The following is a 21,433-nucleotide window of genomic DNA, read 5'->3' on the forward strand; positions in this document are numbered from 1 at the left end:
GCCTCAGTCGAGGCGGTACACCCACGCGCCGGCTATCTCCTCCCGGGTGATGCCGAGGCCGTCCACCGGCCGGGCGGGCAGGCCGTCCCAGGGCGTTCCGGTGAGCCTGTCCGGCAGGACGACCACCGACCGGATGCCGACCTGCCGGAGGAAGGCGATGCTGCCCGGATCGGGGAAGGTCGTGGTCACCGCGCGGATCTGTTGTTGACTGGCCGGCAGGAAGGTGACCGACCCGTTGGCGACGCGGGGAAATCCCTCGGTGGACCAGAGCATGATGTCGGATTCGGCCACGCCGTTGCTGGGCAGGACCAGCATCGGGTCGTCCGCCGCCTGGAACGCTGGCGGGGCGGTGGGCACGGTGGGATGTGGTGTCCGGTTGACCCCTTCGACCAGGACCAGCAGCAGGGGCAGCAGGAGCACGACCGCGCTCACCGGCTTCGGCCATCCGACCTTGGGCCGATTTCGTCCGAATTCGCTTATAGCTCCTGCTGCGAGAATGGCGAGCAGCAGGCTCGTCCACACCATCAGCCGACCCGGGGTTCGTAGCGCGTCCCATCCGGGCAGCAGTCGGGACAGGGTCAGGTATCCCGGGTCGCCCTGACCGACGAGATTGCTGCCCAGCCCGAGCGCGCCGCTGACCAGCACGCCGAGCGCGAGCAGGACTCGGTGCCGCACCCGGAACGTCGAGTAGCTCAGCCCGGCCACGGCCAGCACGATCAACGTGACGCCCGGCAGCAGCGCCATCTCCGGCGGCCAGGACAGCTGGGCGCGGGCGGCCGCGAAGTGGTCGCCCCACAGCCACGAGTCCGCGGGCGCGACGAAGTATCCCAGCAGGGGTGGGGAGAACATCTCTGTCCAGGACAGGTCCCGGTGCGCCTCCGGGTTCAGCTCCACGACCCGCAGGAAGGTGATCCCCAACCAGATCAACACCGCCCCGAAGACGACGCCGCCGAAGAGGTTCGCGAGCACCACCCGGCGACCCAACAACCAGGTGCCGGTCCGCCAGCGGGCCCAGCCAATCGCCACGAGGACCACAAGCATGGTGCCGGCCAGGAAGTACGCAAGCGGCAGGCCGATCGCCAGACCCAGGGTCAGCTGCCAGGCGGCGACCAGCCAGCCGGCCACGATCCAGCCGGGACGGTGCAGCGCCGGTCGGTGACCGTCCCGCAGGGACCAGCCGTGGCCGCGAGCCAGCATCGCCAGGCACAGTGCGACGCCGCCGATGGAGAGGATGTTCAGGTGGCCGCTGTGCGCGAGCCGCCACGGCGCGAAGGCCCAGGCGACGCCGGCGACGGCGGCCGCCGTCCGGATGGCGCCGAGTTGTCGCACCAGGGCGTACGCCCCGACGAAGGCGAGTGCGTGCGCCAGGACGTAGAGGAGGTTGTAGCGGAAGATGGCCGACGCCACGCCGTTGACGAACAGACCGGCAGGTGCGTATCCGAGCACGATGTCGGTGTAGGCGTACGTGTACAGGTCGGGGAAGAACGTATTCGAATGCCAGAGGTTGAGCGGGTCGGTGACCAGCGCATGCCCGGCCCAGGCGACCTGCCACGCCTGCAATGGGGGATCGCCGATGTCGCCCGGGATGGTCGTCCACGGCTGCTTCAACGTCGGCCAGGTGAGGACAACAGCCACCGCCACTCCAGCGATTGCCGCCAACGTCCATTCATGCAGCGACAGGCGCGACGCCACCCGAGCGGCCCCCGCCAGCCGTCCCTGTCCCTTACGAGGCGGGACATCCGCTGCTGCCTGTTCCGGGTCGGCCTGCTCAGGGTCGGCGGAGGGGGCTCCGAGTAGCCTGCGACGTATTGCCTGCACGTATCCTCCTGTCGATGGCCGACGCCGACGTCATAGCGTCGCATCGATCAGAGGATAAAAGCCATCATCGATGACCGCCGAAACTTCCAGGCGGGCATCACAGCCGCCAATCCCGATTAATGGGAAACGGGCAAAAAGCTGATCACCTGTCGATCGCGCAGAAGCCGCGGGTCGCCAAGCAGGTCAGCCGCGATTGAGACGTCGGTAGACCGGGGCGAGTCGTTGGTGCAGCTGCCGGTAGACGTCGAAGACCTTGTCGTAGCCGGACCGGTGCGCCGGGTCCGGCGTGAAGACCCGGTCGGTACGCATCAGGCCCGGGATGTCGGCGAAGGTGAGCTGCCCGGTGCCGACCGCGCCGATCCACCCGGCGCCCCTGGCGTTGACCGCGAGCGGCTGGGCGTCGCGGCGGATCTCGACGTTGAGCACGTCGGCGAAGATCTGACACCACGAGTCCGACAGCGCCCCGCCGCCGGTGATGGCCATCGAGGTGACCGGCGCGCCCAGGAACCGGTTGACCGCGCCGAGCAGCCAGCGGGTGTTGAAGGCGACCCCCTCGAAGACGGCCCGCAACAGGTCCGAGCGGTTGGTGTCGAGGGAGATGTTGAAGAACCCGGCACGCAGGCTCGCGTCGTCCACCGGGGCACGTTCGCCGTACAGCCAGGGGGTGTAGAGCACCCCGTTCGCGCCCGGCGGCACCGTCGGGATGATCGTGTCGAAGGCGTCGAAGATCGTCCCTTCGTCGCGGCTGAGGTGACCGGCGCTGAGCAGTGGGTCGTCGTACTCGACGATCTTGTCCCGCAGCCAGGTCAGGTTGGCGCCGGCGGTGGCCTGGAGGGCGGTCATCAGGTAACGGTCGCCGACCGCGCAGGGCACCGAGGCGATGCCGGCGGAGACGTCGGTCTTCTTCCGGGGCACGTGGGCCGCGATCCAGGAGGAGGTGCCGACGTACAGGTGCGGCTTGTTGTCATCGGTGGTGCCGGCGCCGATGGCCGCGGCGGTGTTGTCGATCGCACCGGCGACCACCCGTACCGTCGCGGGCAGGCCCAGGTGCGCGGCAGCGGCCGGTGTCAACGTGCCGATCACTTCGGTGCAGGCGACGATCGGTGGCAGTTTGTCCGCGTCGATGCCGCTGTCGGCGACCAGGGTGGGGGAGTAGCGGATGTCGCCGGGACGCCGGTTGTCGGTCACCCACGAGGTCAGGATCGAGTCGACGGTCGCCACCGTGCGTCCGGTGAGCTTCAGGTTGATCCAGTCGAGCACGTTGAGGAACGTCGCCGTGCGCGCGTACACCTGCGGCAGGGTGTCGCGGACGAACAGCATGTGGGCGGCGGGGTCCTTGCCGGTGGGTGAGGGCATGCCGCCGGTGAGCCGCAGCCAGCGGGCGATCCGGCGCACCGACATCCCCTGGTACGCGGGAAAGCCGCCGAACCGCCGTCGCAGGTGCGGCGCGCCGCGCATGTCGAGCCAGCTGATGCACGCGGTCAGCGGTGCACCGGCCGCGTCCACCGCGATGGTCCCCTCACCCTGGGTGGAGGCGCACACCGTGGCGACCGCCCGCATCTGCTCAGGATGGTCGCGTCCCAGCTCGGCGGCGACCTGCCCGAGCGCGCTCCACCAGGCGAGCGGCTCCTGTTCGGCGCCGCCACCGGGCAGCACCCGCAGCGGGACCGGGCGCTCGGCCCAGCCGGTGACCGTGCCGTCGGCGGCGACCAGCGCGGCCTTCAGCCCGGAGGTGCCCAGGTCGATCGCGAAGACCTGCGGCGGGCTGGCGGCCACGGATCAGACCCCCTCGACCAGCGCGAAGACCCGGTCGAACCGGGCGAGCGCGTCGTCGATGACCTCGTCGGTGTCGGCCATCGACGTGTACATCCGCGAGCCGGCCAGGGTGACGATGCCGTGTGCGGTGTAGGCGGCCCCCATCTGCTCCATCAGCCGCTTGCGGGTCTTGTTCTCCTTGAGCAGCTTCACCGGGTTGCGCATGTCCAACAGCATCACGCCACTGCACTCCAGGTGCACGATGGACCCCTGGTTGTACGCCACGTACGGCAGCCCGTAGGAGTCGATCAGCCGTTGCAGGCCGCGGGTCAGCCGGTCACCGGCCCGGCCCGCGATCACCGGCGCGTTGGTGCGGGCCATCTCCTCGATGGCGAAGTAGCCGGCCGCGCAGGACAGCGGGTTGGCCGACAGGGTGCCGCCGACCTGGATGTGCGCTCCGCTCTTGCCGTCCAGCCCGGAACCGAAGACCGCCATCACGTCGGCCCGCCCGCCGACGCCGCCGGCCATCGGGTAGCCGCCGGAGACCGCCTTGCCCAGCACGGTCAGGTCGGGGGTGACACCGAAGTAGCCGGCCGCGCCGCCCAGCCCGAGGCGGAACCCGGTGACCACCTCGTCGAAGATCAGCAGCGCGCCGAACTCGTCGCACAACTCGCGGACCCGGGCGTTGAAATCGCGTGGCGCCGGCCGGGTGCCGGATTCCGGGCCGACCGGCTCGACCACCACCGCCGCGGTGCCGCCGCGCAGCCGGTTCTCGATCAGCTTGCGCCTGAGCTGACCCAGGTCGTGGGGGAATGCCTCCCGGGTGCGGGCGGTGGCCCCGAACGGAATGCCCTTGGCGTTCATCCGGTAGGTGCCGGGCACCCGCAGCCCGTAGACCATGGTGTCCGACCAGCCGTGATAGGCGCCACCGACCTTGATCACCATCTTCCTGCCGGTGAAGGCGCGGGCGCCCCGGACGGCCGCCATCACCGCCTCGGTGCCCGACCCCAGCGACCGGTACATCTCCACGTGCGGCATGAACCGGTGGATGATCTCGGCGAGCTTCAGCTCGTACTCGTGGAACAGCCCGGTCACCGGGCCGGAGTCCCGGACCACCTCGGCGACCCGCTCGTTGACCGGGCCGTAGTTGCTGCCCAGGATCGTCGGTCCGCCGGCCTGGAGGAAGTCGATGTAGGTGTTGCCGTCCCGGTCCACCAGGTACGCTCCGTCGGCCTTGTCGACGGCGAGCGGGAACGGATAGTTGAACGCCAGGTTGTGCTGCACCCCGCCGGGGATGCGCCGCCGCGCCCGGTCGGTGATCTCCTTGCTGGCCCGGCACTTCGTGTCGAAGTAGTTCAGCACGTCGAGCATCGCGTCGTGGCGCAGTCCGCGCACCGGCTGGGCGGTGAGCGCCTTCAGCCGACGCATCACGTCGTCGACGTCGGGGTACTCGCTGATCGCGTACCCGAGCCGGGCCGACTCGACGCCCGGATCGCTGTCCGTCCCGTTGCCCGGGGACGCGGCACCGTCCACCGCGCCTGGCGTGATGTCCGCGGTCCGGCCGGCGGCGACCTCGGCGGCTGCCGCGTCGGCGCTCGGCAGTTCCTCGTCGGCGGGCACCCGTAGCGGCTCGACCGCCTCGGTGAGCTGCGCGGCGATCCGCTTCTCGTCGGCCCGCAGCTTGGTGAAGGCGATCTCCCGGATCGCGGTCGGGATGGTGTGCACCTTCCCCGCCTCGCTGGTCAGCGCCAGCAGGTAGGCGATGGACACCTTCTCCAGCAGCGCCATGTTGAACACCGCCCGGTCGGGGTCGGTGCCGACGGCGACCACCCCGTGGTTGGCGATGATGAAGGCGTTGTCGCCGCTGGCCACCTTCTTCTGCACGTTGCGGGCCAGGAACCCGGTGCCCGACGGGGCGTAGTCGATGATCGCCACCTCCCGGCCCAGGAAGCGCACCTGCTCGTCGGTGAGCGCCGGGATCGGTTTGCGCAGGAAGGCCAGCGCCGAGGCGTACGGCTGGTGGGTGTGCACGATCGCGTTGACGTCCGGCCGCTCCCGGTAGATGTTGGCGTGCATCCCGCACTCGATGGACGGCTTCAGGTCGGTGCCGGAGTCGTCGGGCACGTGCTTGCCGTCGAAGTCGACGATGCAGATGTCCTCGACCCGCATCCGGTCGTAGTCGTAGTTGCTCGGGGTGACCGCGTACCGCCGGTGGCCGGGCACCCGGACCGAGACGTTGCCCTCGGTGGCCTTGAGGTAGCCCCGGGCGAGCATGCTGCGACACATGTCGACGACGTGCTGGCGGGACAGGCGGTGCTGCACGGCGTTCTCCTCCGTCGGTTCGTCGGCCACCGGGCGGTCGCTGCGCTGGCCCGCCCGCCGGTCGGGTTCATCGTCGCGCGGCCGGGCCGATCGAAACACCGTCCCGTCGGCAGTGAGAACCGCCGCCGTTCTTATCCTGCCGTGACAAAATCGCCGGATGATCGCGCCTGTCTCCGCGACTCCCTGGCGACACCTGCCCGCCGATCTGGCCGCCGCGATGCGCCCGCACCTGCCGGCCACCGTGGCCGCCGTCGCGGTCGCCGTCACCGAGGCCACCCCGGCCTTCGCCGGCATCGCCGACGACAAGTTCGCCCGGGACGTACGCACCGCCGTGCAGGTGGCCCTCGACCGTTTTCTCGACCTCATCGGCACCGGGGAACCGGCGCTGCCGCCCCGGTTCCGGGAGGTCTTCGTCGGGTTGGGCGCCGCCGAGGCCCGCGAGGACCGGGGACCGGAGGCGCTGTTGACCGCGCTGCGGACAGCGGCACGGCTGCTGCTGCGTACGGCGTCGCAGTCACTGGCCCGGCTACGCCCGGTCGATCCGGAGGAACTGATCGACCTCTCCGACGCGGTCAGCGCCTACGTGGCCGAGCTGGCCGCCGCGAGCACCGACGGGTACGCGCTCCAGCTGCGCGAGCAGGCCGGGGAGGGTGACCGTCGGCGGCACCTCGCCGAGCTGCTGCTGCGCGGCGACGGTCTGCCCAGTGCCGTCGAGTCGGCGGCGGCCCGGATCGGCTGGGCCGAGCTGGACACGGTGGTGCCCGTACTGCTGCCGTTGGACCAGGCCCGCGACGCGCGGTTCCGGTACGGCCCGGACGGCCTGGTCATCGAGCGTGGTCGCGACGCCGTGCTGCTGCTGCGGGCGGGTACCCGGGCGGCCCGCGCCACCCTGGCCGAGGCGTTCACCGGCCGGCCGGCGGTGGTCGGCCCGGAACTGGGCTGGCCGCAGGTGCCGGCGGCCGTCCGGCTCGCCGAGCTGGCCGCCGGGCTGGTCGGACCGTCCTCCGGTCCGGTCTTCGTCGACGACCACCTGGTCACGCTGACCCTGCGTGGCGAGCAGCGGGCCTTGGCGGTGCTCACCGCCCGCCGCCTCGCGCCGCTGGCGCAGCTGCGCCCGGCACAGCGGGACAACCTGCTGGCGACGCTGTACGCCTGGCTCCGGCACTGGGGCTCGCGCGCCGAGGTCTCCACCGAGCTGTTCGTGCACCCGCAGACGGTCAGCTACCGCCTCAAGCGGCTGCGTGAACTGTACGGCGACGACCTGGACGACCCGGCCGTCCGATTTGAGCTGCTGGTGGTGCTGACCAGCCAGCGCACCAGCCGGCCCGGCGGCGGTTAGGGCGAGTGCCGGCGTTGGAAGGAACCGAGTAGACCCGACCGGCCGGTGCGGCGGCCCTCGGCACCCGCGTGCCGCCGGTGGTTCGGTACTGCCGGGACCTCTACCATGACCGGCGTATAGCCTTTGCCACAAAGGAGATACAACGTCACCGTTGCCCGTGCCGACGCGCTCAACAGGTGCGGCAGTCGGGGCGGGTGACCGGCCCTTGCCCGGCGTACCCGATGGACGGACCCTGTGCGTTTCGACCTGCTCGGCCCGCTGGCGGTGCACCGCGGCGATCGGCTCATCCCGCTCGGCTCGGTGAAGCAACGGCTGCTGCTGGCCGCTCTGCTGCTGCGCCCCAACGAGACTGTGGGCACCGACGAACTGGTCCCGATGCTCTGGGCCGACGAACCGCCACCCTCGGCCGCGGCGAACCTGCGGACGTACGTGCGCGGGCTGCGCCAACTGCTCGGTGAGGAACGGATTCCGACGGCGGCCGGCGGCTACCTGCTCGCTGTCCGGCCGGGCGAGCGTGACCTGGATCGGTTCGACGCCGCCGCCGCGCGTGGCCGGGACGCACTGACCGCTGGTGACGCCGTCCGAGCGGAGACGGAGCTCGCCGAGGCGGTCACGCTCTGGCGCGGGGCGCCCCTGGCAGACCTGCCATCGCACCCGCTGCTGACCCGATGGGTCGCCCAGTTGCAGGAGCAGCGGTTGCTCGCCGAGGAGGACTACGCGGAGGCGATGCTGGCGCAAGGCGCGTCGGCCGCGGTGGTCGGCCGGCTGCGAGCCCTGCTCGACGAGCATCCGCTGCGCCAGCGGGCCTGGAGCCAGTTGATGCTGGGCCTCTACCGCATCGGCGACGTGGCAGGCGCACTCGACGCGTTCCAGCAGGCCCGGCAGATCCTTGCGGAGGAGACCGGTCTTGACCCTGCACCACAGCTGATCAGGCTCTACGACGACATCCTGCATCACCGCCCGAGCCTGGTGGTGAACGGGTTCACCAGCAGCGGTGAGCCGACGCCCGACGCGACCTCCCCGGCGACTCCGGGTTCCGGCGGTCGGCGGCCCGAGCAGCTGCCGCTCGCGGTGCCACAGTTCGTGGGCCGAGCCACCGAACTCGCCCGCCTGAACGCGCTCCTGGACCGCGAAGGACCGGCGACGGTCGTCATCTCAGCGGTGTCCGGGATGGCCGGCGTCGGCAAGACCGCCCTGGCGTTGCACTGGTCCCACCGGGTGTCCGACCGCTTTCCTGACGGTCAGCTCTACGTGAATCTGCACGGCTACGACGAGGCCGAGGTGGCGTTCCCGGACGACGCGCTCCAGGGTTTCCTCGAGGCGCTCGGCGTGCCGCCCTCCCGGATTCCGACCAGCACCGAGGCCCGCACCGGCCTCTACCGCAGTCTGCTGACCTCCCGGCGGATGCTCGTGGTGCTCGACAACGCCCGCGACGCCAGTCAGGTGCGGCCCCTGCTGCCGGGAGCCGGTGGCTGTCTGGTCGTGGTCACCAGCCGGGACCGGCTGGCCGACCTGGTCGCCGCCGAGGGCGCCGAACCGCTGCGGCTGGACGTGCTCACCGACGACGAGTCGATGAGTCTGCTCGCCGGCCGGCTCGGCGCCACCCGGCTCGCGACCGATCCGGAGGCGGTCACCGACATCATCGCCGCCACCGGACGGTTGCCGCTGGCGTTGTCCATGGTGGCGGCGCGCGTCGCCACCCACCCGACCTTTCCGCTCGATGCCATCGCCGCCGAATTGCACTCCACCGAGGCCCGGCTCGACGTGCTGGCCGACGGCGACGTGCGGCGGGTCTTCTCCCGCTCCTACCTGGCGTTGAGTCCGCCCGCAGCGCGGCTGTTCCGACTGCTCGGCCTGCATCCCGGTCCGGACCTGAGCGCCGACGCCGCAGCCGCCCTGGCCGGGGTGCCCACGGCGGCCGTCGTGCCGCCGCTGCGCGAGCTGACCCGACTGCACCTGCTGACCGAGCACACGCCCGGCCGGTACACCTTCCACGACCTGCTGCGGGTCTACGCGGCCGAACTGGCCGACTCGTCCGAGCACGCCGGGGAGCGGCGAGCCGGCCGGCAACGACTCTACGACCACTACCTGCACGGTGCTTACCCGGCGGCCGTGCTGCTGCAACCACAGTGGGCGCCGATCGAACCGGTGCCGCCACTACCGGGGGTGATCCGGCGACCGGCCACCGACCACGACGCCGCCCTGGCCTGGTTCACCGCGGAGCACCGGGTGCTGCTCCGCATGGTCCGGCAGGCCGCCGACAGCGGGTTCGAGGCGTACGCCTGGCAGCTCGCCTGGACGTTGAACACGTTCGTCGCACCCCGCGGTCTCTGGCAGGACCAACTCGCCATTCAGCAGGTCGCGCTGACCGCCGCCGAGAAGATCGACGACCTCGCCGGTCAGGCGACCGCCAACCGCCTGCTGTCGCGGGCGTTCACCCGTCTCGGCGAACACGAGGACGCCGAGCACCGGCTCCGCCGCGCGCTCGACCTCTACCGGAACCTCAACGACCCGACCGGTCAGGCACAGACCCTGCACAACTACTGTGAACTCTGTTTCCTGGGCGGTCGGCTCGACGAGGCGCTGGCGCACGCCCGCGAGGCGTTGCGGCTGTACCGGATGGTCGGCAACCGTTCCGGAGCTGCCCGTGCGCTGAACGCGATCGGTTGGCTGCTGGCCACCACCGGCGAGTACAACCAGGCCATCGAGAGCTGCACTGCCGCCCTGGCCGAGCAGCGCCGCAGCAACGACCGCAACGGTCAGGCGGCGACGCTGGACAGCATCGGTTTCGCGTACGACAGGCTCGGTGACCACGCCCGGGCGGTCGACTGCTACCAGCAGGCGATCCAGCTGTTCCGCGACACCGCCGACCGCTACCACGAGGCCGAGACTCTGGTCCGGCTCGGCGATTCGCGGGAGACGATGGGTGACCAGGCCGGGGCCATCGCCGCCTGGCGCCAGGCGGCGCGGATCTACGACGACGTCGACGACCCGGCGATCGACGAGGCCCTACGACGCATCGAGCGACTGACGGAGACGACCGCCGGTCCCTGCGGAGCCAGCGGCTGACCGCGGCTCGTCGTGCCTGGTCGCGCCCCCCACGGGCTCACCTGTTCGGCTACGACGGGGTGGGCGGGGAATCGTCGCCGGGACCGGTGGGCTGACCGGCCCGCAACCGCACGACCAGTTCCCGCGTCGCCGCCACGAAAGCCTCGTCGGACTCGCCGGGCGAATGGCCCTTGATCGGTGGCGGAACGCTGTCGCCGGGCGGGGCGACCAGGCCCGCCGGATCCGGCAGGCGGCGGTCCACCGTCGCAGAGGGCCCGCTGCTGGTCGGTGGCGTGTCGGGCCGGTGGTCGGAGAAGGTCCAGCTTCCGATCGGGTCGGTGTCCCGCCACAGGTTCACCCATCGCCAGCCGACCCGGTCACCCACCTCGTGCAACATGTCGTCGTCGAAGTAGGCGGGAAAGAACCGAGCATAGAGTCGGCGCAGCGGCGAGCCGTGGGTGAGCAGGGCGACCCGATCGCTGACCCGTGGAGCCAGCTGCAGGATGGTGGCGGCGACCAGCACCGACCCCTGGCTGTATCCGGTGATCACCACCAGGTGGCCCCTGCTGATCAGGTAGGTGATGCGCCGGGCCAGCTCCGGCACGGCCCGCTCGGCGTAGCAGGGCGGGGCGAAGGGATGGGCGGCGCGTGGCCAGAAGGTGGCCAGGTCCCAGAGCACGCCCACATGGCGCCGGAATCCTGGCGTCCGGTAGGCGAAGATTCCACCGATGACGAGGCCGAGCACGGTTGCCGAGATCAGCTGGCTACCGAGTCCGATGCCGAATTCGATCAGGCCTGCGGGCACCTGCGCGTACCGCTGGATGACGTCGCCGGGATGCTCGCCGAGCAGGTCGATCACGGTGGTTGCCGCGCCGAGCCCGCCGAGACCGGCGTAGACCACGACCAGCGGTGGCAGCCATTCGGTGGACCGGGCCCGTGCGATCGCCTGCCGTACCTGCCGTAGTCGGGCAACGGCCTCCGGTGGCGGGTTCGGGAAGTCGCGCGCGAGGATCGCGGTCGCCGCGCGGGTACGGCCGCGCCGGGTCAGCAGGACCACCAGGCCCGCCACGACCAGCGTGATCAGCACCGCCCGGAAGAAGCCGTAGATCGCCCAGGTGAAGGCGGGTGGTGGCCGAATGGCCACCTGCCCGGCCGACGCGTTCCGGTCCAGGAGATCGGCCACCCGACGGACGAGTTCTGCCGAGAACGCCACCGCGATACCGGCTCCGGCGGCGGCTGCCGCCGGAGCGCCGAAGTAGCGTGGGCGTCGGTGGCCCGACCGCTGGCCCCGGGGCCGCAGCGTGACCGAGACCAGGGCGGCCAGCAGTACGGCGTGCGCGCCGAACAGCCAGGTGAGGGTTGGCGCGTAGCCGGGCAGGCCACCTTCCTCCCGCCAGTCGGCGGGGGCGGCGAGAACGTCGACGACGACCACGATGGTGAGCCCGATGGCTGTTGTCCGTAGTGCCCGGGCGATCCCGTCGAGCCGAGGGTCCGTGGGATCCCGCTCGATCAGTGGGGGAGTGCAGACCAGGACGACGCAGGTGGCCAGCACCGCTCCGGTGGCGACCGTGAGCACGATGGTGGCGGGCGCCGGGCCTTGGGCGTGTGCGGTCCGGGCGGCGAGCAGACTGGCGTCGAGCGTCGCGAACGCCGCGGCGATGTGGATCGAGCGTAGTCGCCCCATCAGCGGCTCGGCGTCCCATTGGCCGACCGTGCTCAGCGGGTGTCCGGACCGGGTGCTCTCCGGCGGGCGGAACGCGTTGAAGGTTCGTCCGGGGCGGGTGCTGGCCCACCAGATCAGCGCGATGGCGGCGGCCGGCACCGCGGCGAGGGCCGTCAGTCGCAGACCGGTGGGGCGACCACCGAGCCAGGACAGCCAGCTGCGGCCGGACAGGCAGTCCGGGGAGGACATGCACTGCCACGCGGTCAGGTCCAACGCGACTCCGACGGCGGTGAGGACGTACAGCGCGGTCAGGGTGAGACCGAGCACCCGGCACAGAGCTCGTACCGCCGCGTCGGTGCCCGGGTTTCCCGGGCGCATCCATACCGCGACGTTGAGCAGCGTGAACGGCAGCAGGAACACCATCGACAGCGTCCGGATCATGGTGCCGGAGGGCAGGTCACTCCATCGGTACACCTCCACGGTGTCGGTGCGGTCGGTGCCGGCGCAGCTCGGGCGAGCCCGGTAGAAGCCGGCGTTGCGATCCCCTGCCACCTGCACGGGCGTTTGCGCCATCTGCTCGGCGGCAGGGGTGGAGACCCCGTGCACGCGCAGCTCCACCACGTCCTCGGGCGGCGCCAACCCACCGGTTGCCGTTGATCCAGTCGACATCGACCCTCCGGGACACCTCGCCGCCTCGCCGCGAGCGGGCCGGTACCAGGCGCGGCGTCATCCCACGGCAGCCCGGCCTACCCCAACCGAAGGGGTCCACGCCTGCGTTGCGCGGCGAGGCGGCGCGACCGTATTCATTTCTGGTCGTCGTAGCCCCGCCACCAGCACTGACGGCGCTGTGCCGCCGGTGCGCATCCGGAAAGTCTCTGGAACTTCCGCTGGTCAGCGGTGCCTACCTGGCGTGGTCGGTCGCGGCCTTGTCGAGCAATCGTCGGCCATCCCGTTGTTACTGACCAGCGCTGATGCGTTTCGTGGCGTGGCCGGGCGGTCGAGGGAAGGTTTCGAGAGTATTTCCGGAAGTTGTTGACGGGTCGGCGGATACGCGCCAATACTGTTGGCCATCGACGAACCTGGATGATCGTTGGATGTCGCTACCTACTCCGCCGGTCACGGTGCAGTTCGACCGGCAGACCGCCACCCGGTACGACGTCGACAGTCGATGGTGGCCGCACAGCCATCGGGACCGCCGGTTCGTAGCGCACTGCTGGCCACCGGTCAGCCGTCACGAGGAGGAAGCATGAACAACGTCCCCGTCCCACCACGAAGTCGCAGGCGTGGACGACTCAGGTCGCTCATCGGTGCCGCCTGCGCCGTGGCGCTGATCAGCACCGGCACCGTCGCGATCTCGGCCAGCCCCGCCCAGGCCGAGGCCGACCGGCAGGTCTGCTCGAACACGGAAGGTACCCACAACGGGTTCTTCTTCTCGTTCTGGAAGGACAGCGGCGACGCCTGCATGGTGTTGCGCGAGAACGGCCGCTACTCCAGCTCGTGGAGCAGGAGCACCAACAACTGGGTCGGTGGCAAGGGCTGGAACCCGGGAACCCGCCGCACGATCAGCTACTCGGGCAGCTACAACCCGGGTAACAACAACAGCTACCTCGCCCTGTACGGCTGGACCCGTAACCCGCTGGTCGAGTACTACATCGTCGAGAACTTCGGCAGCTACAACCCGAGCAGCGGGGCCACCCGCCTGGGCAGCATCACCACCGACGGCGGCACCTACGACATCCTGCGCAGCCAGCGGGTCAACGCCCCGTCGATCGACGGCACCCAGACGTTCTACCAGTACTGGAGCGTCCGGCAGCAGAAGCGCAGCAGCGGGACCATCACCACCGCCAACCACTTCGACGCCTGGGCCCGTGTCGGCCTGAACCTCGGTAACCACTACTACCAGATCATGGCCACCGAGGGTTACCAGAGCCAGGGAAGCTCGGACATCACCCTCTCGGAAGGCGGGGGCTCGAACCCGCCGCCGAGCAACCCGCCGCCGAGCAACCCGCCGCCCGGTGGTGGCAACTGCTCGGTCAGCGTGCAGCGCGCCGAGGACTGGAACGACCGGTTCAACACGACCTTCTCGGTCAGTGGCAGCAACAACTGGACCGTCACCATCCGTACCAACGGCGGCCAGAGCCTGCAGAACAGCTGGAACGCCTCGATCAGCGGCTCCAGTGGCACGATCACCGCACGTCCGAACGGTAACGGCAACAACTTCGGCATCACGCTCTGGAAGAACGGCAACAACACCACGCCGAGCGCGACCTGCTCAAGCGGCTGACCCGGTGAACCAGGCGGGGTGACGGCCGCAGCCGGCACGCCGCCGCCGGCAAACAGCACCCACGGCGGGCCGACCCTCAGGGGCCGGCCCGCCGTCGTTGCATGCCACGCCGACCCGGCACGTATTGACAACCATCGGCCCAGGGGCGACGCTGGTGTGAGAGCGCTCTCTCGGATCGCGTCCGCGACCACCACCAGTCCGGCCAGGGAAGCTCCGATGTCTACGGCGGCGGCGTCGGAAGGTCCCTGACCCTCCCCGACAGGAGCCAAGAGATGGACAGCGCCGCACCCCATCCCGCCAGCCGCAGCCGGCTGCGCCTCGGCACCGCGATCGGCGCACTGCTGGTGCTGCTCGGCAGCTACGTTGTGGCCAGCACCGCGCCGGCCGACGCCGCCCCGGGTGTCAACGCCATCCGGGTGGCCGAATTCCCGGCCGACTGCACGTACAGCCACCGGCTTCCGGACGACCCCATCGTCTTCCCCGGGCTGCCCGGTGCCTCGCACATGCACAGCTTCTTCGGCAGCACGGTGACCAACGCCCACACCACGCTGCCCGACCTGGTCGGCTCCGCCACCACCTGCAACCCGCGAGTCGATGTCTCGTCGTACTGGGTGCCGACCCTCTACCGCGACAACGTGCCGGTGGAACCGTCCATCGCCACCTTCTACTATCTCGGCGAAGGGGTGCGTCCCGACGTCGTCGCGCAGACGCAGCCGTTCCCGCTGGGCCTGCGCCTCGTCGCCGGAAACGCCCGGGCCGCCGGACCGGGCGACAGCATCGCCCGCTGGTCGTGCCTGCATGCCGGGCACGTGCCGCCGTCGAAGGACTTCGTCAACTGCCCGGCCGGCACCATGCTGGAGTCGTACCTGGACTTTCCGCAGTGCTGGACCGGCCGCGACCTCGACTCACCGGATCACAAGAGCCACCTGGCCTACCCGGTGAACCAGGCCTGTCCGGCCAGCCACCCGGTGCACGTGCCGAAGCTGCGGCAGGTCCTGCGGTACCCGGTCAACGGTGACCCGTCGCGGCTGCGGCTGGCCTCCGGGCCGGGCTACACGATGCACGGCGACTTCTTCAACGCCTGGCCGGTGGAGGAGTTGGCGCGCCGCGTCCGCGACTGCATCCGTCCGGTCATCAAGTGCGGGCACGACGGCAGGCCGCTCTGAGTCCACAGGTGACACCCGGCGGCGGGCCCGGTCGTACCGCCCCGCCGCCGGGCGGACGCGAAGGAGGCCGCGTGCGACCTCGGCTCGCCGCGCTGCTCGCCGCGCTGCTGCTCGCCACCGGGTGCGCCACCGGAACACCATCGACCACCGGAACACCATCGACCACGGGAACACCACCCGCCGGACAGTTCAGCGCCACCGACATCGCCTGGCTTCAACTGTCGGTGGCCATGGCCGAACGGCTGCTGCCGATCCTCGACCTGGTGCCGGACCGGACCACCGACCCGGCCTGGCGGCGGCTCGCCACCCGGATCGAGACCAGCGAACGTATCCACCTGACCCGGTCCCGGCGGCTGTTGGCCGACTCCGGCGCACCGGTGGCCAATCCGCACGAGGGCCACGACATGCCCGGCATGGTCACCGACGAGGAACTTACCGCGCTGCGCTCGGCCACCGGCCGGACGTTTCACCGCCTGGCTGCCGGGCACCTGCGGGCGCATCTGACGCAGTCGGTGCGGATCGCCAGCGCCGAACAGCAGGGCGGGTCCGACCCGGCAGCCACCGGGCTGGCCGCGACCGTGGTCCGGGCCGGCACCGCCGACCTCGCTCGGCTCGACCACCTGGACCGGGCACCGACGCTTCCCCCGGTGCCTGCTGCACGACAGTGACGGCGACCCCCGCCGTCGACCGTGATCCGGCCGGCGCTCATGCTCACCCCTCCGGCGGCGGCCGGGTCGGCGGCGATGTACCTGGTCACCGGTGCGGCGATTCCGAGCGCGCCGCGTGACCGGCTGCCACCAACGCCGTAGCCGCCGCCCCACTACCGCGTACGTGGTAGCCGGCCAGTCGTCCGTGAGCAGGAGTCGCCGGGCCGCGCCGGCCGGTTAGGGTGCGCCCATGAGCGAGCGGTGCGGGCGGATCCTCAGGCGCGCCGCGGTCGGGGACTGGGCGATCGCGGTGGGCGTGACAGCCTTGCTACTGATCGCCGGACTGTCCGCAACGCGCCCCGCCACCGGGGCGGACCTGTTCGGTTACGCGTGGCTGGTGACCGGCGGCCTGGTGTTGGCGGCGCGTCGACGAGCTCCGGTCGCGGTGCTGATCGTCACCGGCGTGTGTGCGGTGGGCCACCAGGCCACCGGCATCGAGCTGCCCGCCGTCGCGTTCCTGTTCGCGGTCTACGCGGCCGTACGCGCGGGACACCGCGTGGTCACGGTCGTGGCGGCCGTCGCGATGCTGGTCTCCCTTCCGCTCGCGGCTCTGGTCCTACCACCGGGACTACCCGTCGGCGAGGCACTCGCGCGGGCCCGCGACGCGCTCGAAGTGGCCTGGCTGATCGCCGCCGGGGCTGCGGGTGAGGCGCTTCGGCAGGCCGAGCGGCGTGCGGAGGAGGCCGAGCGCACCCGGGAGGAGACGGCACTGCGCCGCGCCGACGAGGAGCGGCTGCACATCGCGCGGGAACTGCATGATTCCCTCACCCACCAGATCTCGATAATCAAGGTGCAGGCCGAGGTCGCCGTGCACCTGGCCAGCCGGCGCGGCGAGCCGGTGCCGGAGGCGCTCTCGGCCATCCGCGAGGCCAGCCGCGAGGCGACCCGGGAACTGCGCGCGACCCTGGAGACGCTGCGCGCCGACGGCACCGCCGGATCGCCCGGGCTCGACCAGCTCCCGGAACTGGTGCGACGGGCCCGGATGGCCGGCCTGGACGCGACGTTGACGATCGACGGAGAACGGCCCGACGTGCCGGTCGCGGTGGGCCGCACCGCCTACCGCATCGTGCAGGAATCCCTCACCAACATCGCCCGTCACGCCTCCGCCGCCACGGCCTCGGTGCGGATCGACTACCGGCCGGGCACCCTCGCGATCCGGGTGGACGACAACGGCGACGGCGTGCCGGGCCGGGCGGCGGCACCGGGCGTCGGACTGCTCGGGATGCGGGAACGCGTCGTCGCTCTGGGCGGACTGTTGCGGGCCGAGACACGCGACGAGGGCGGGTTCACCGTCCACGCCGAACTTCCGGTGGGCGCGGCATGATTCGCGTCCTGCTGGTCGACGACCAACCGCTGCTGCGCAGCGGATTCCGTGCGCTGCTCGACATCGAGGACGACATCGAGGTGGTGGCCGAGGCCGCCGACGGCCAGCAGGCGCTGACCCTGGCGCGGAAGCACCTGCCCGACATCGCGCTCGTCGACATCCAGATGCCGGTCATGGACGGCATCGAGACCACCCGGCACATCGCGGCGGATCCGACGCTGGCCGGCGTGCACGTGGTCATCCTGACCAATTACGGTCTGGACGAACATGTCTTCCACGCGCTTCGCGCCGGTGCCGCCGGCTTCCTGGTCAAGGACATCGAGCCGGCGGATCTCGTGTACGCCGTCCGGGTGGCCGCCCGTGGCGACGCCCTGCTCGCGCCGTCGATCACCCGCAAGCTGATCGACCGGTACGTCACCGAGCCGCTGCGGAGACCGACCGGTGCGCGACTGAAGGAGTTGACCAATCGCGAACGGGAGACGGTCGTCCTCCTGGCGCAGGGCCTGTCCAACGACCAGATCGCCGAACGCCTGGTGATCAGCCCGCTGACCGCCAAGACCCACATCAACCGGGCGATGACCAAGCTGCATGCCCGTGACCGAGCCCAGCTCGTGGTCATCGCCTACGAGTCCGCCTGGTGTCGCCCCGGGACCACTGACCTCGACGACAGCCCGGACACACCAGCCGGTCACGGTTCAAGCAGTTGATGCTCCACGGTCGTCAGGACCAGCCGGAGCAGGTGCTCGTCCAGCGGCTCCTGCCAGGCTGACATGAACACCGTGACGACGGCGTACCCGACCGCCATCATCACGTACGCGTTGTCCGCGGTGACGGTGGTGCCATCGGTGAAATCAGCTGTCATCGTGCTGTCGTACCGCCAGCTCAGCTCGCCGATTATCGGCGCGCTGGCGGCCCGGACCTCGACGTCGAGCAAGTCGTCGAGGATGAACGACGGGCAGGCCCGCCGGGCGTCCCGGGCAGCGGTCAGCACGGCTTCGCCCACCGGGGCGTCGTACGCGTAGACGGTGACGGTCAGGTCGCTGTAGGGGAATTCACCGTCCGCCGGTTCACTTGTGTAGGTCCGTTTGCCGGTCGTGCGCAGGCTGGGCTCGCCCACCGTCAGGAACCGTTCCCGGACCAGGGGCTCACACTCTGGGACGGACACGGCCACCGGCCCGGACGCGATGCCCTGCCCCGCCGGCGCGGACTGGACGACGCGCCAGCTGAACGGGATCACCTGCACGCTGGCCTGGGCGGCCCGGTCGGCCTGTTCGGCGGTGAGCACCCGTTGCGCCACCTCGTACCGTCTGTCGAAGTCCGCCAGCCGGCGCTGGCCGGCGTTGATGGCGACGCCACCGGGCACGCCGACATTGACGACCACGATCGCGACGGCGGCGACCAGTACCGCCGTCGCGGTCGGCGCGGCCGTCGCACTCACCCAGGCCGGTGTGGCGCGGCCCCGCGTCGCGCTTTCGGCGATCATCGGCCGGCGTCGAGCGGCGCTGAGCGGTATCAGCAGCACGGCCAGCAGCAGCACGGCGTGACCGAGCCAGAGCGGGGCGACCGCGACGTCCATGGCGAACATGTCCGGTTCGGTCGGCCGATCCGTCAGCCGGCCGTACCCGTAGTGCGCCGCCGTGGCGGTGCCGGTGGTCGCGGTCGCGGCGAGCACCCCCCGCGCCCAGCCGTACGGCCAGGCGGTGCTCAGCGTCACGACGACCAGGACCACCGCGCCGGCGGCGGCACAGAGCCACCACCGCTGCTGCTGCGCCCGCAACTGGTCGGTCAGGCCGGCACCCTCCGCGGTCACCAGGATCGCCGCAGTGCCGCCGAGTCCTGCGGCGACGAGCGCCACCAGCCACGACCGCCGTCCTCCGGGCAGGCGCCGCGGCGACAGCAGCGCGTAGACCGGCAGCAGCCCGAGGGCGAGCGCCGGCCACGGCTGGTTGGCCAGCCCGTAGGTGAGCAGATACCGCAGGTCGTCGAGATCGTGCAGGACCGCGGCCACCAGACCGACGGTCCAGAGCGCGGCGACGGCGGTCAGTCCGGCCGCGCACCCGGCCAGGCCGGCGTGGACCGGCCGCCCCCGGCGGGCCGCCAGCTCGGCCAGGTGGGCGGCGAGCGCGACCACCCCGGCGGCGACCAGCGTGAGCAGCAGCACGGAGAGTGCCGTCCGCGCCGGGTCACCCGGCTGCGTCGGCGGGTAGCGCAGTGGCCTGGCCAGAAACACGACAGGCATGAACGCGGCTCCGGCGGCGACTCCGGCACCGGTGCCGAGCACTGGCCGCCACCATCCCCGGTACGGCAGCCGGGCCCGCCGCAGCAGGGATGGAAACAGCAGCCCGAGCACGGCGACACCGGCCGCCACCGGGACAACCCCGTTGCCCCACCCGTACCACTGTGGATCGCCGAAGTAGACCAGCACGAGGGTGGCGTACATGGCGGCGACCGCGACGAAGCCAACCGCCAGTGCCTGCGCGAACCCGCCCTCGTAGCCGGACGCCGGTTGCCGCAGGGCGCGTATCCGGTCCGTGGGTTCGGGATGGCGGGCCAGCGACCGGCGGGCCCAGCCGATCTGTCGCTGCCGCGCTGCCGGCACCGTTCGGGCGAACGACGCCGTCAGAGCGGCCTCGGCGCCCACGTTCGCGGCGTAGCGGTCGGCCTCGTACTCGCGCAGCCGTAGCAGCGCGGCCGCGAGCAGCGTCACGACCACCGCCAGCAGCGCGACCCCGAGCTGTGCCGCGACCCGCCGTGGCGTCACCCCGAACAGGTTCAGAAAGGGAACGCCGGCCAGCGCCACGGCGGGCGGAGCCAACCATGCCGGACCTCGGATCGTCGAGACCAGACTGACGTCGCGGGCCAGCACATGCGCGATCTCGTGGGAGACGACCGCGTCGAACCGGTCACCGGCGTCGAGGGCCAGCCGCGCCGGGACCACCACGGTGGGTCGCCGGCCGGGCAGGGCGGTGGTGAAGGCGTGGCGCACCGCCGGCCCGGCCACCCACAACCGAGGGGTACGCCCACCAGACAGCCCCTGCCGCTGGCACAGCTCGGCGAAGCGTTGCTGGGCCGGCGGGACGTCGAGCCGACCGAGGCGACCCAACCGGCGCAGATCCCACCACGGTACGACCACCGCGAGAGCCAGCGTTCCGGCGAGTAGGACCAGTGCGGCTGACCCGACCACAAATCCGTGGACGCGCAGCTGCTCTGCCGCGCAGTCGCCGAACGCGTCGAGGGAGCCCTGGTGCAGCGCCTCGCAGCGCGTCGTCGTCAGGTCGTAGGGGATCAGCAGGGACAGAGTGCCGCGGAAGAACAGATTGCCGGCCGCCACTCCCAGACTGGTGAGGGCGACCGCGATCAGCCCGTACAGCCACCACAGCGGCCGGGGCCGTTGCTGGTCAGGGGTGAGTGTCATCCGGCGGCGCCGTGTCGAGGTGAACCGCGCCGACCAGGGCGTCGGCGAGCAGGTCGGCGGTGGCCTCGTCGAGCCCGAGCGTCATCGCGTGTCCCCGGGCCACCGAACGCAACCTGGCCACCTGGGCGGCGGTAAGGACGACCCGACCGTCGACCGCCGGCAGCGCGGCGCGGTCCAGCTCGCTCGCAGACGGTCTGCGCCGGCCTCGTACCCGCCACCGCCGCCACCGCGACCGGACGGTGCTGGCACCGAGACGCAGCACGTCCAGGATCGATGCGGCCACCACCTCGATGACGATCGCGCTGACCAACGCGTCCTCGATGCCGAAACCGACCCCGCCGCCCGGTGCCCGGCGCTGCGCCAACCCGGCCCGCCAGACGGTCGCCACCTGGTCGAAGATGCCCGACTCCTCCGGAGCGATCCGTCCGCTCACCTCCCGGGCCAACCGGATCACGGCCTCGGAGCCGTTGACAGTCGCCGGTGGATGGGTGGGTTCGATCGTCAACGCCGGCTCCCCGAGGCACCACATGCACGGACGGCAGGTCCGCCACAGACTACCGTGCGCTATGGGCCCGGTAGGGCCCCGTGATCC

General features: G+C 71.4%; 13 protein-coding genes and 1 pseudogene. 8 read left to right on the forward strand and 6 right to left on the reverse strand.

Going from position 1 to position 21,433, the window contains the following annotated elements:
* Positions 1–3 precede the first annotated feature (3 nt).
* The 3 genes and pseudogenes from O7624_RS29510 to O7624_RS29520 form a co-directional block, all read right to left on the reverse strand.
* Positions 4–1,671, reverse strand: a pseudogene (locus O7624_RS29510) (hypothetical protein); the annotation flags it as partial.
* A gap of 330 nt (positions 1,672–2,001) precedes the next feature.
* Complete coding sequence (locus O7624_RS29515) at positions 2,002–3,594, reverse strand: FGGY-family carbohydrate kinase (RefSeq protein WP_282238209.1); 1,593 nt, start codon at positions 3,592–3,594, stop codon at positions 2,002–2,004.
* Positions 3,595–3,597: 3 nt separating this feature from the next.
* Positions 3,598–5,925 (reverse strand): aminotransferase class III-fold pyridoxal phosphate-dependent enzyme, encoded by a 2,328-nt coding sequence (locus tag O7624_RS29520; RefSeq protein ID WP_282238210.1) that lies wholly within the window; start codon positions 5,923–5,925, stop codon positions 3,598–3,600.
* Positions 5,926–6,052: 127 nt separating this feature from the next.
* Between O7624_RS29520 and O7624_RS29525 the strand changes: the two genes are divergently transcribed.
* Together O7624_RS29525 and O7624_RS29530 are read left to right on the forward strand one after the other, a co-directional pair.
* The gene (locus O7624_RS29525; RefSeq protein WP_282238211.1) at positions 6,053–7,234 is read left to right on the forward strand and encodes a helix-turn-helix domain-containing protein; all 1,182 of its coding nucleotides are present in this window, start codon (positions 6,053–6,055) and stop codon (positions 7,232–7,234) included.
* Between the two features lie 234 nt (positions 7,235–7,468).
* Positions 7,469–10,303: a BTAD domain-containing putative transcriptional regulator gene (locus O7624_RS29530; protein WP_282238212.1), complete on the forward strand. Its 2,835-nt coding sequence runs from the start codon at positions 7,469–7,471 to the stop codon at positions 10,301–10,303.
* A 49-nt stretch (positions 10,304–10,352) separates the two neighbouring features.
* On the opposite strand, the gene O7624_RS29535 is transcribed toward O7624_RS29530, so the two are convergent.
* Positions 10,353–12,614 carry a hypothetical protein gene (locus tag O7624_RS29535; protein ID WP_282238213.1) on the reverse strand — a complete coding sequence of 754 codons (2,262 nt, stop codon included), beginning with the start codon at positions 12,612–12,614 and terminating at the stop codon, positions 10,353–10,355.
* Between the two features lie 425 nt (positions 12,615–13,039).
* On the opposite strand from O7624_RS29535, the gene O7624_RS29540 reads away from it, so the two are divergent.
* The 6 genes from O7624_RS29540 to O7624_RS29565 all read left to right on the forward strand — a co-directional run bounded on the left by O7624_RS29540 (position 13,040) and on the right by O7624_RS29565 (position 18,133).
* Complete coding sequence (locus O7624_RS29540) at positions 13,040–13,195, forward strand: hypothetical protein (protein WP_170863488.1); 156 nt, start codon at positions 13,040–13,042, stop codon at positions 13,193–13,195.
* On the forward strand, positions 13,192–14,229 hold the full coding sequence (locus tag O7624_RS29545) for a glycoside hydrolase family 11 protein (protein ID WP_282238214.1): 1,038 nt from the start codon (positions 13,192–13,194) through the stop codon (positions 14,227–14,229). The genes O7624_RS29540 and O7624_RS29545 overlap by 4 nt, the downstream gene beginning before the upstream one ends.
* Positions 14,230–14,501: 272 nt before the next feature.
* The gene (locus O7624_RS29550) at positions 14,502–15,395 is read left to right on the forward strand and encodes a DUF1996 domain-containing protein (RefSeq protein ID WP_282238215.1); all 894 of its coding nucleotides are present in this window, start codon (positions 14,502–14,504) and stop codon (positions 15,393–15,395) included.
* Positions 15,396–15,466: 71 nt separating this feature from the next.
* The gene (locus O7624_RS29555) at positions 15,467–16,063 is read left to right on the forward strand and encodes a DUF305 domain-containing protein (protein ID WP_282238216.1); all 597 of its coding nucleotides are present in this window, start codon (positions 15,467–15,469) and stop codon (positions 16,061–16,063) included.
* A 229-nt stretch (positions 16,064–16,292) separates the two neighbouring features.
* Positions 16,293–17,426 (forward strand): histidine kinase, encoded by a 1,134-nt coding sequence (locus O7624_RS29560; protein ID WP_282238217.1) that lies wholly within the window; start codon positions 16,293–16,295, stop codon positions 17,424–17,426.
* Positions 17,423–18,133 carry a response regulator transcription factor gene (locus O7624_RS29565; protein WP_282238218.1) on the forward strand — a complete coding sequence of 237 codons (711 nt, stop codon included), beginning with the start codon at positions 17,423–17,425 and terminating at the stop codon, positions 18,131–18,133. The genes O7624_RS29560 and O7624_RS29565 overlap by 4 nt, the downstream gene beginning before the upstream one ends.
* On the opposite strand, the gene O7624_RS29570 is transcribed toward O7624_RS29565, so the two are convergent.
* Positions 18,115–20,841: a M48 family metalloprotease gene (locus O7624_RS29570; RefSeq protein ID WP_282238219.1), complete on the reverse strand. Its 2,727-nt coding sequence runs from the start codon at positions 20,839–20,841 to the stop codon at positions 18,115–18,117. The two genes, O7624_RS29565 and O7624_RS29570, sit on opposite strands and share 19 nt — an antisense overlap.
* Positions 20,825–21,346 (reverse strand): hypothetical protein, encoded by a 522-nt coding sequence (locus O7624_RS29575; RefSeq protein WP_282238220.1) that lies wholly within the window; start codon positions 21,344–21,346, stop codon positions 20,825–20,827. The genes O7624_RS29570 and O7624_RS29575 overlap by 17 nt, the downstream gene beginning before the upstream one ends.
* Between the last annotated feature and the right edge of the window lie 87 nt (positions 21,347–21,433).

It is taken from the genome of Verrucosispora sp. WMMD1129, assembly GCF_029581255.1.
Taxonomy (GTDB): domain Bacteria; phylum Actinomycetota; class Actinomycetes; order Mycobacteriales; family Micromonosporaceae; genus Micromonospora; species Micromonospora sediminimaris.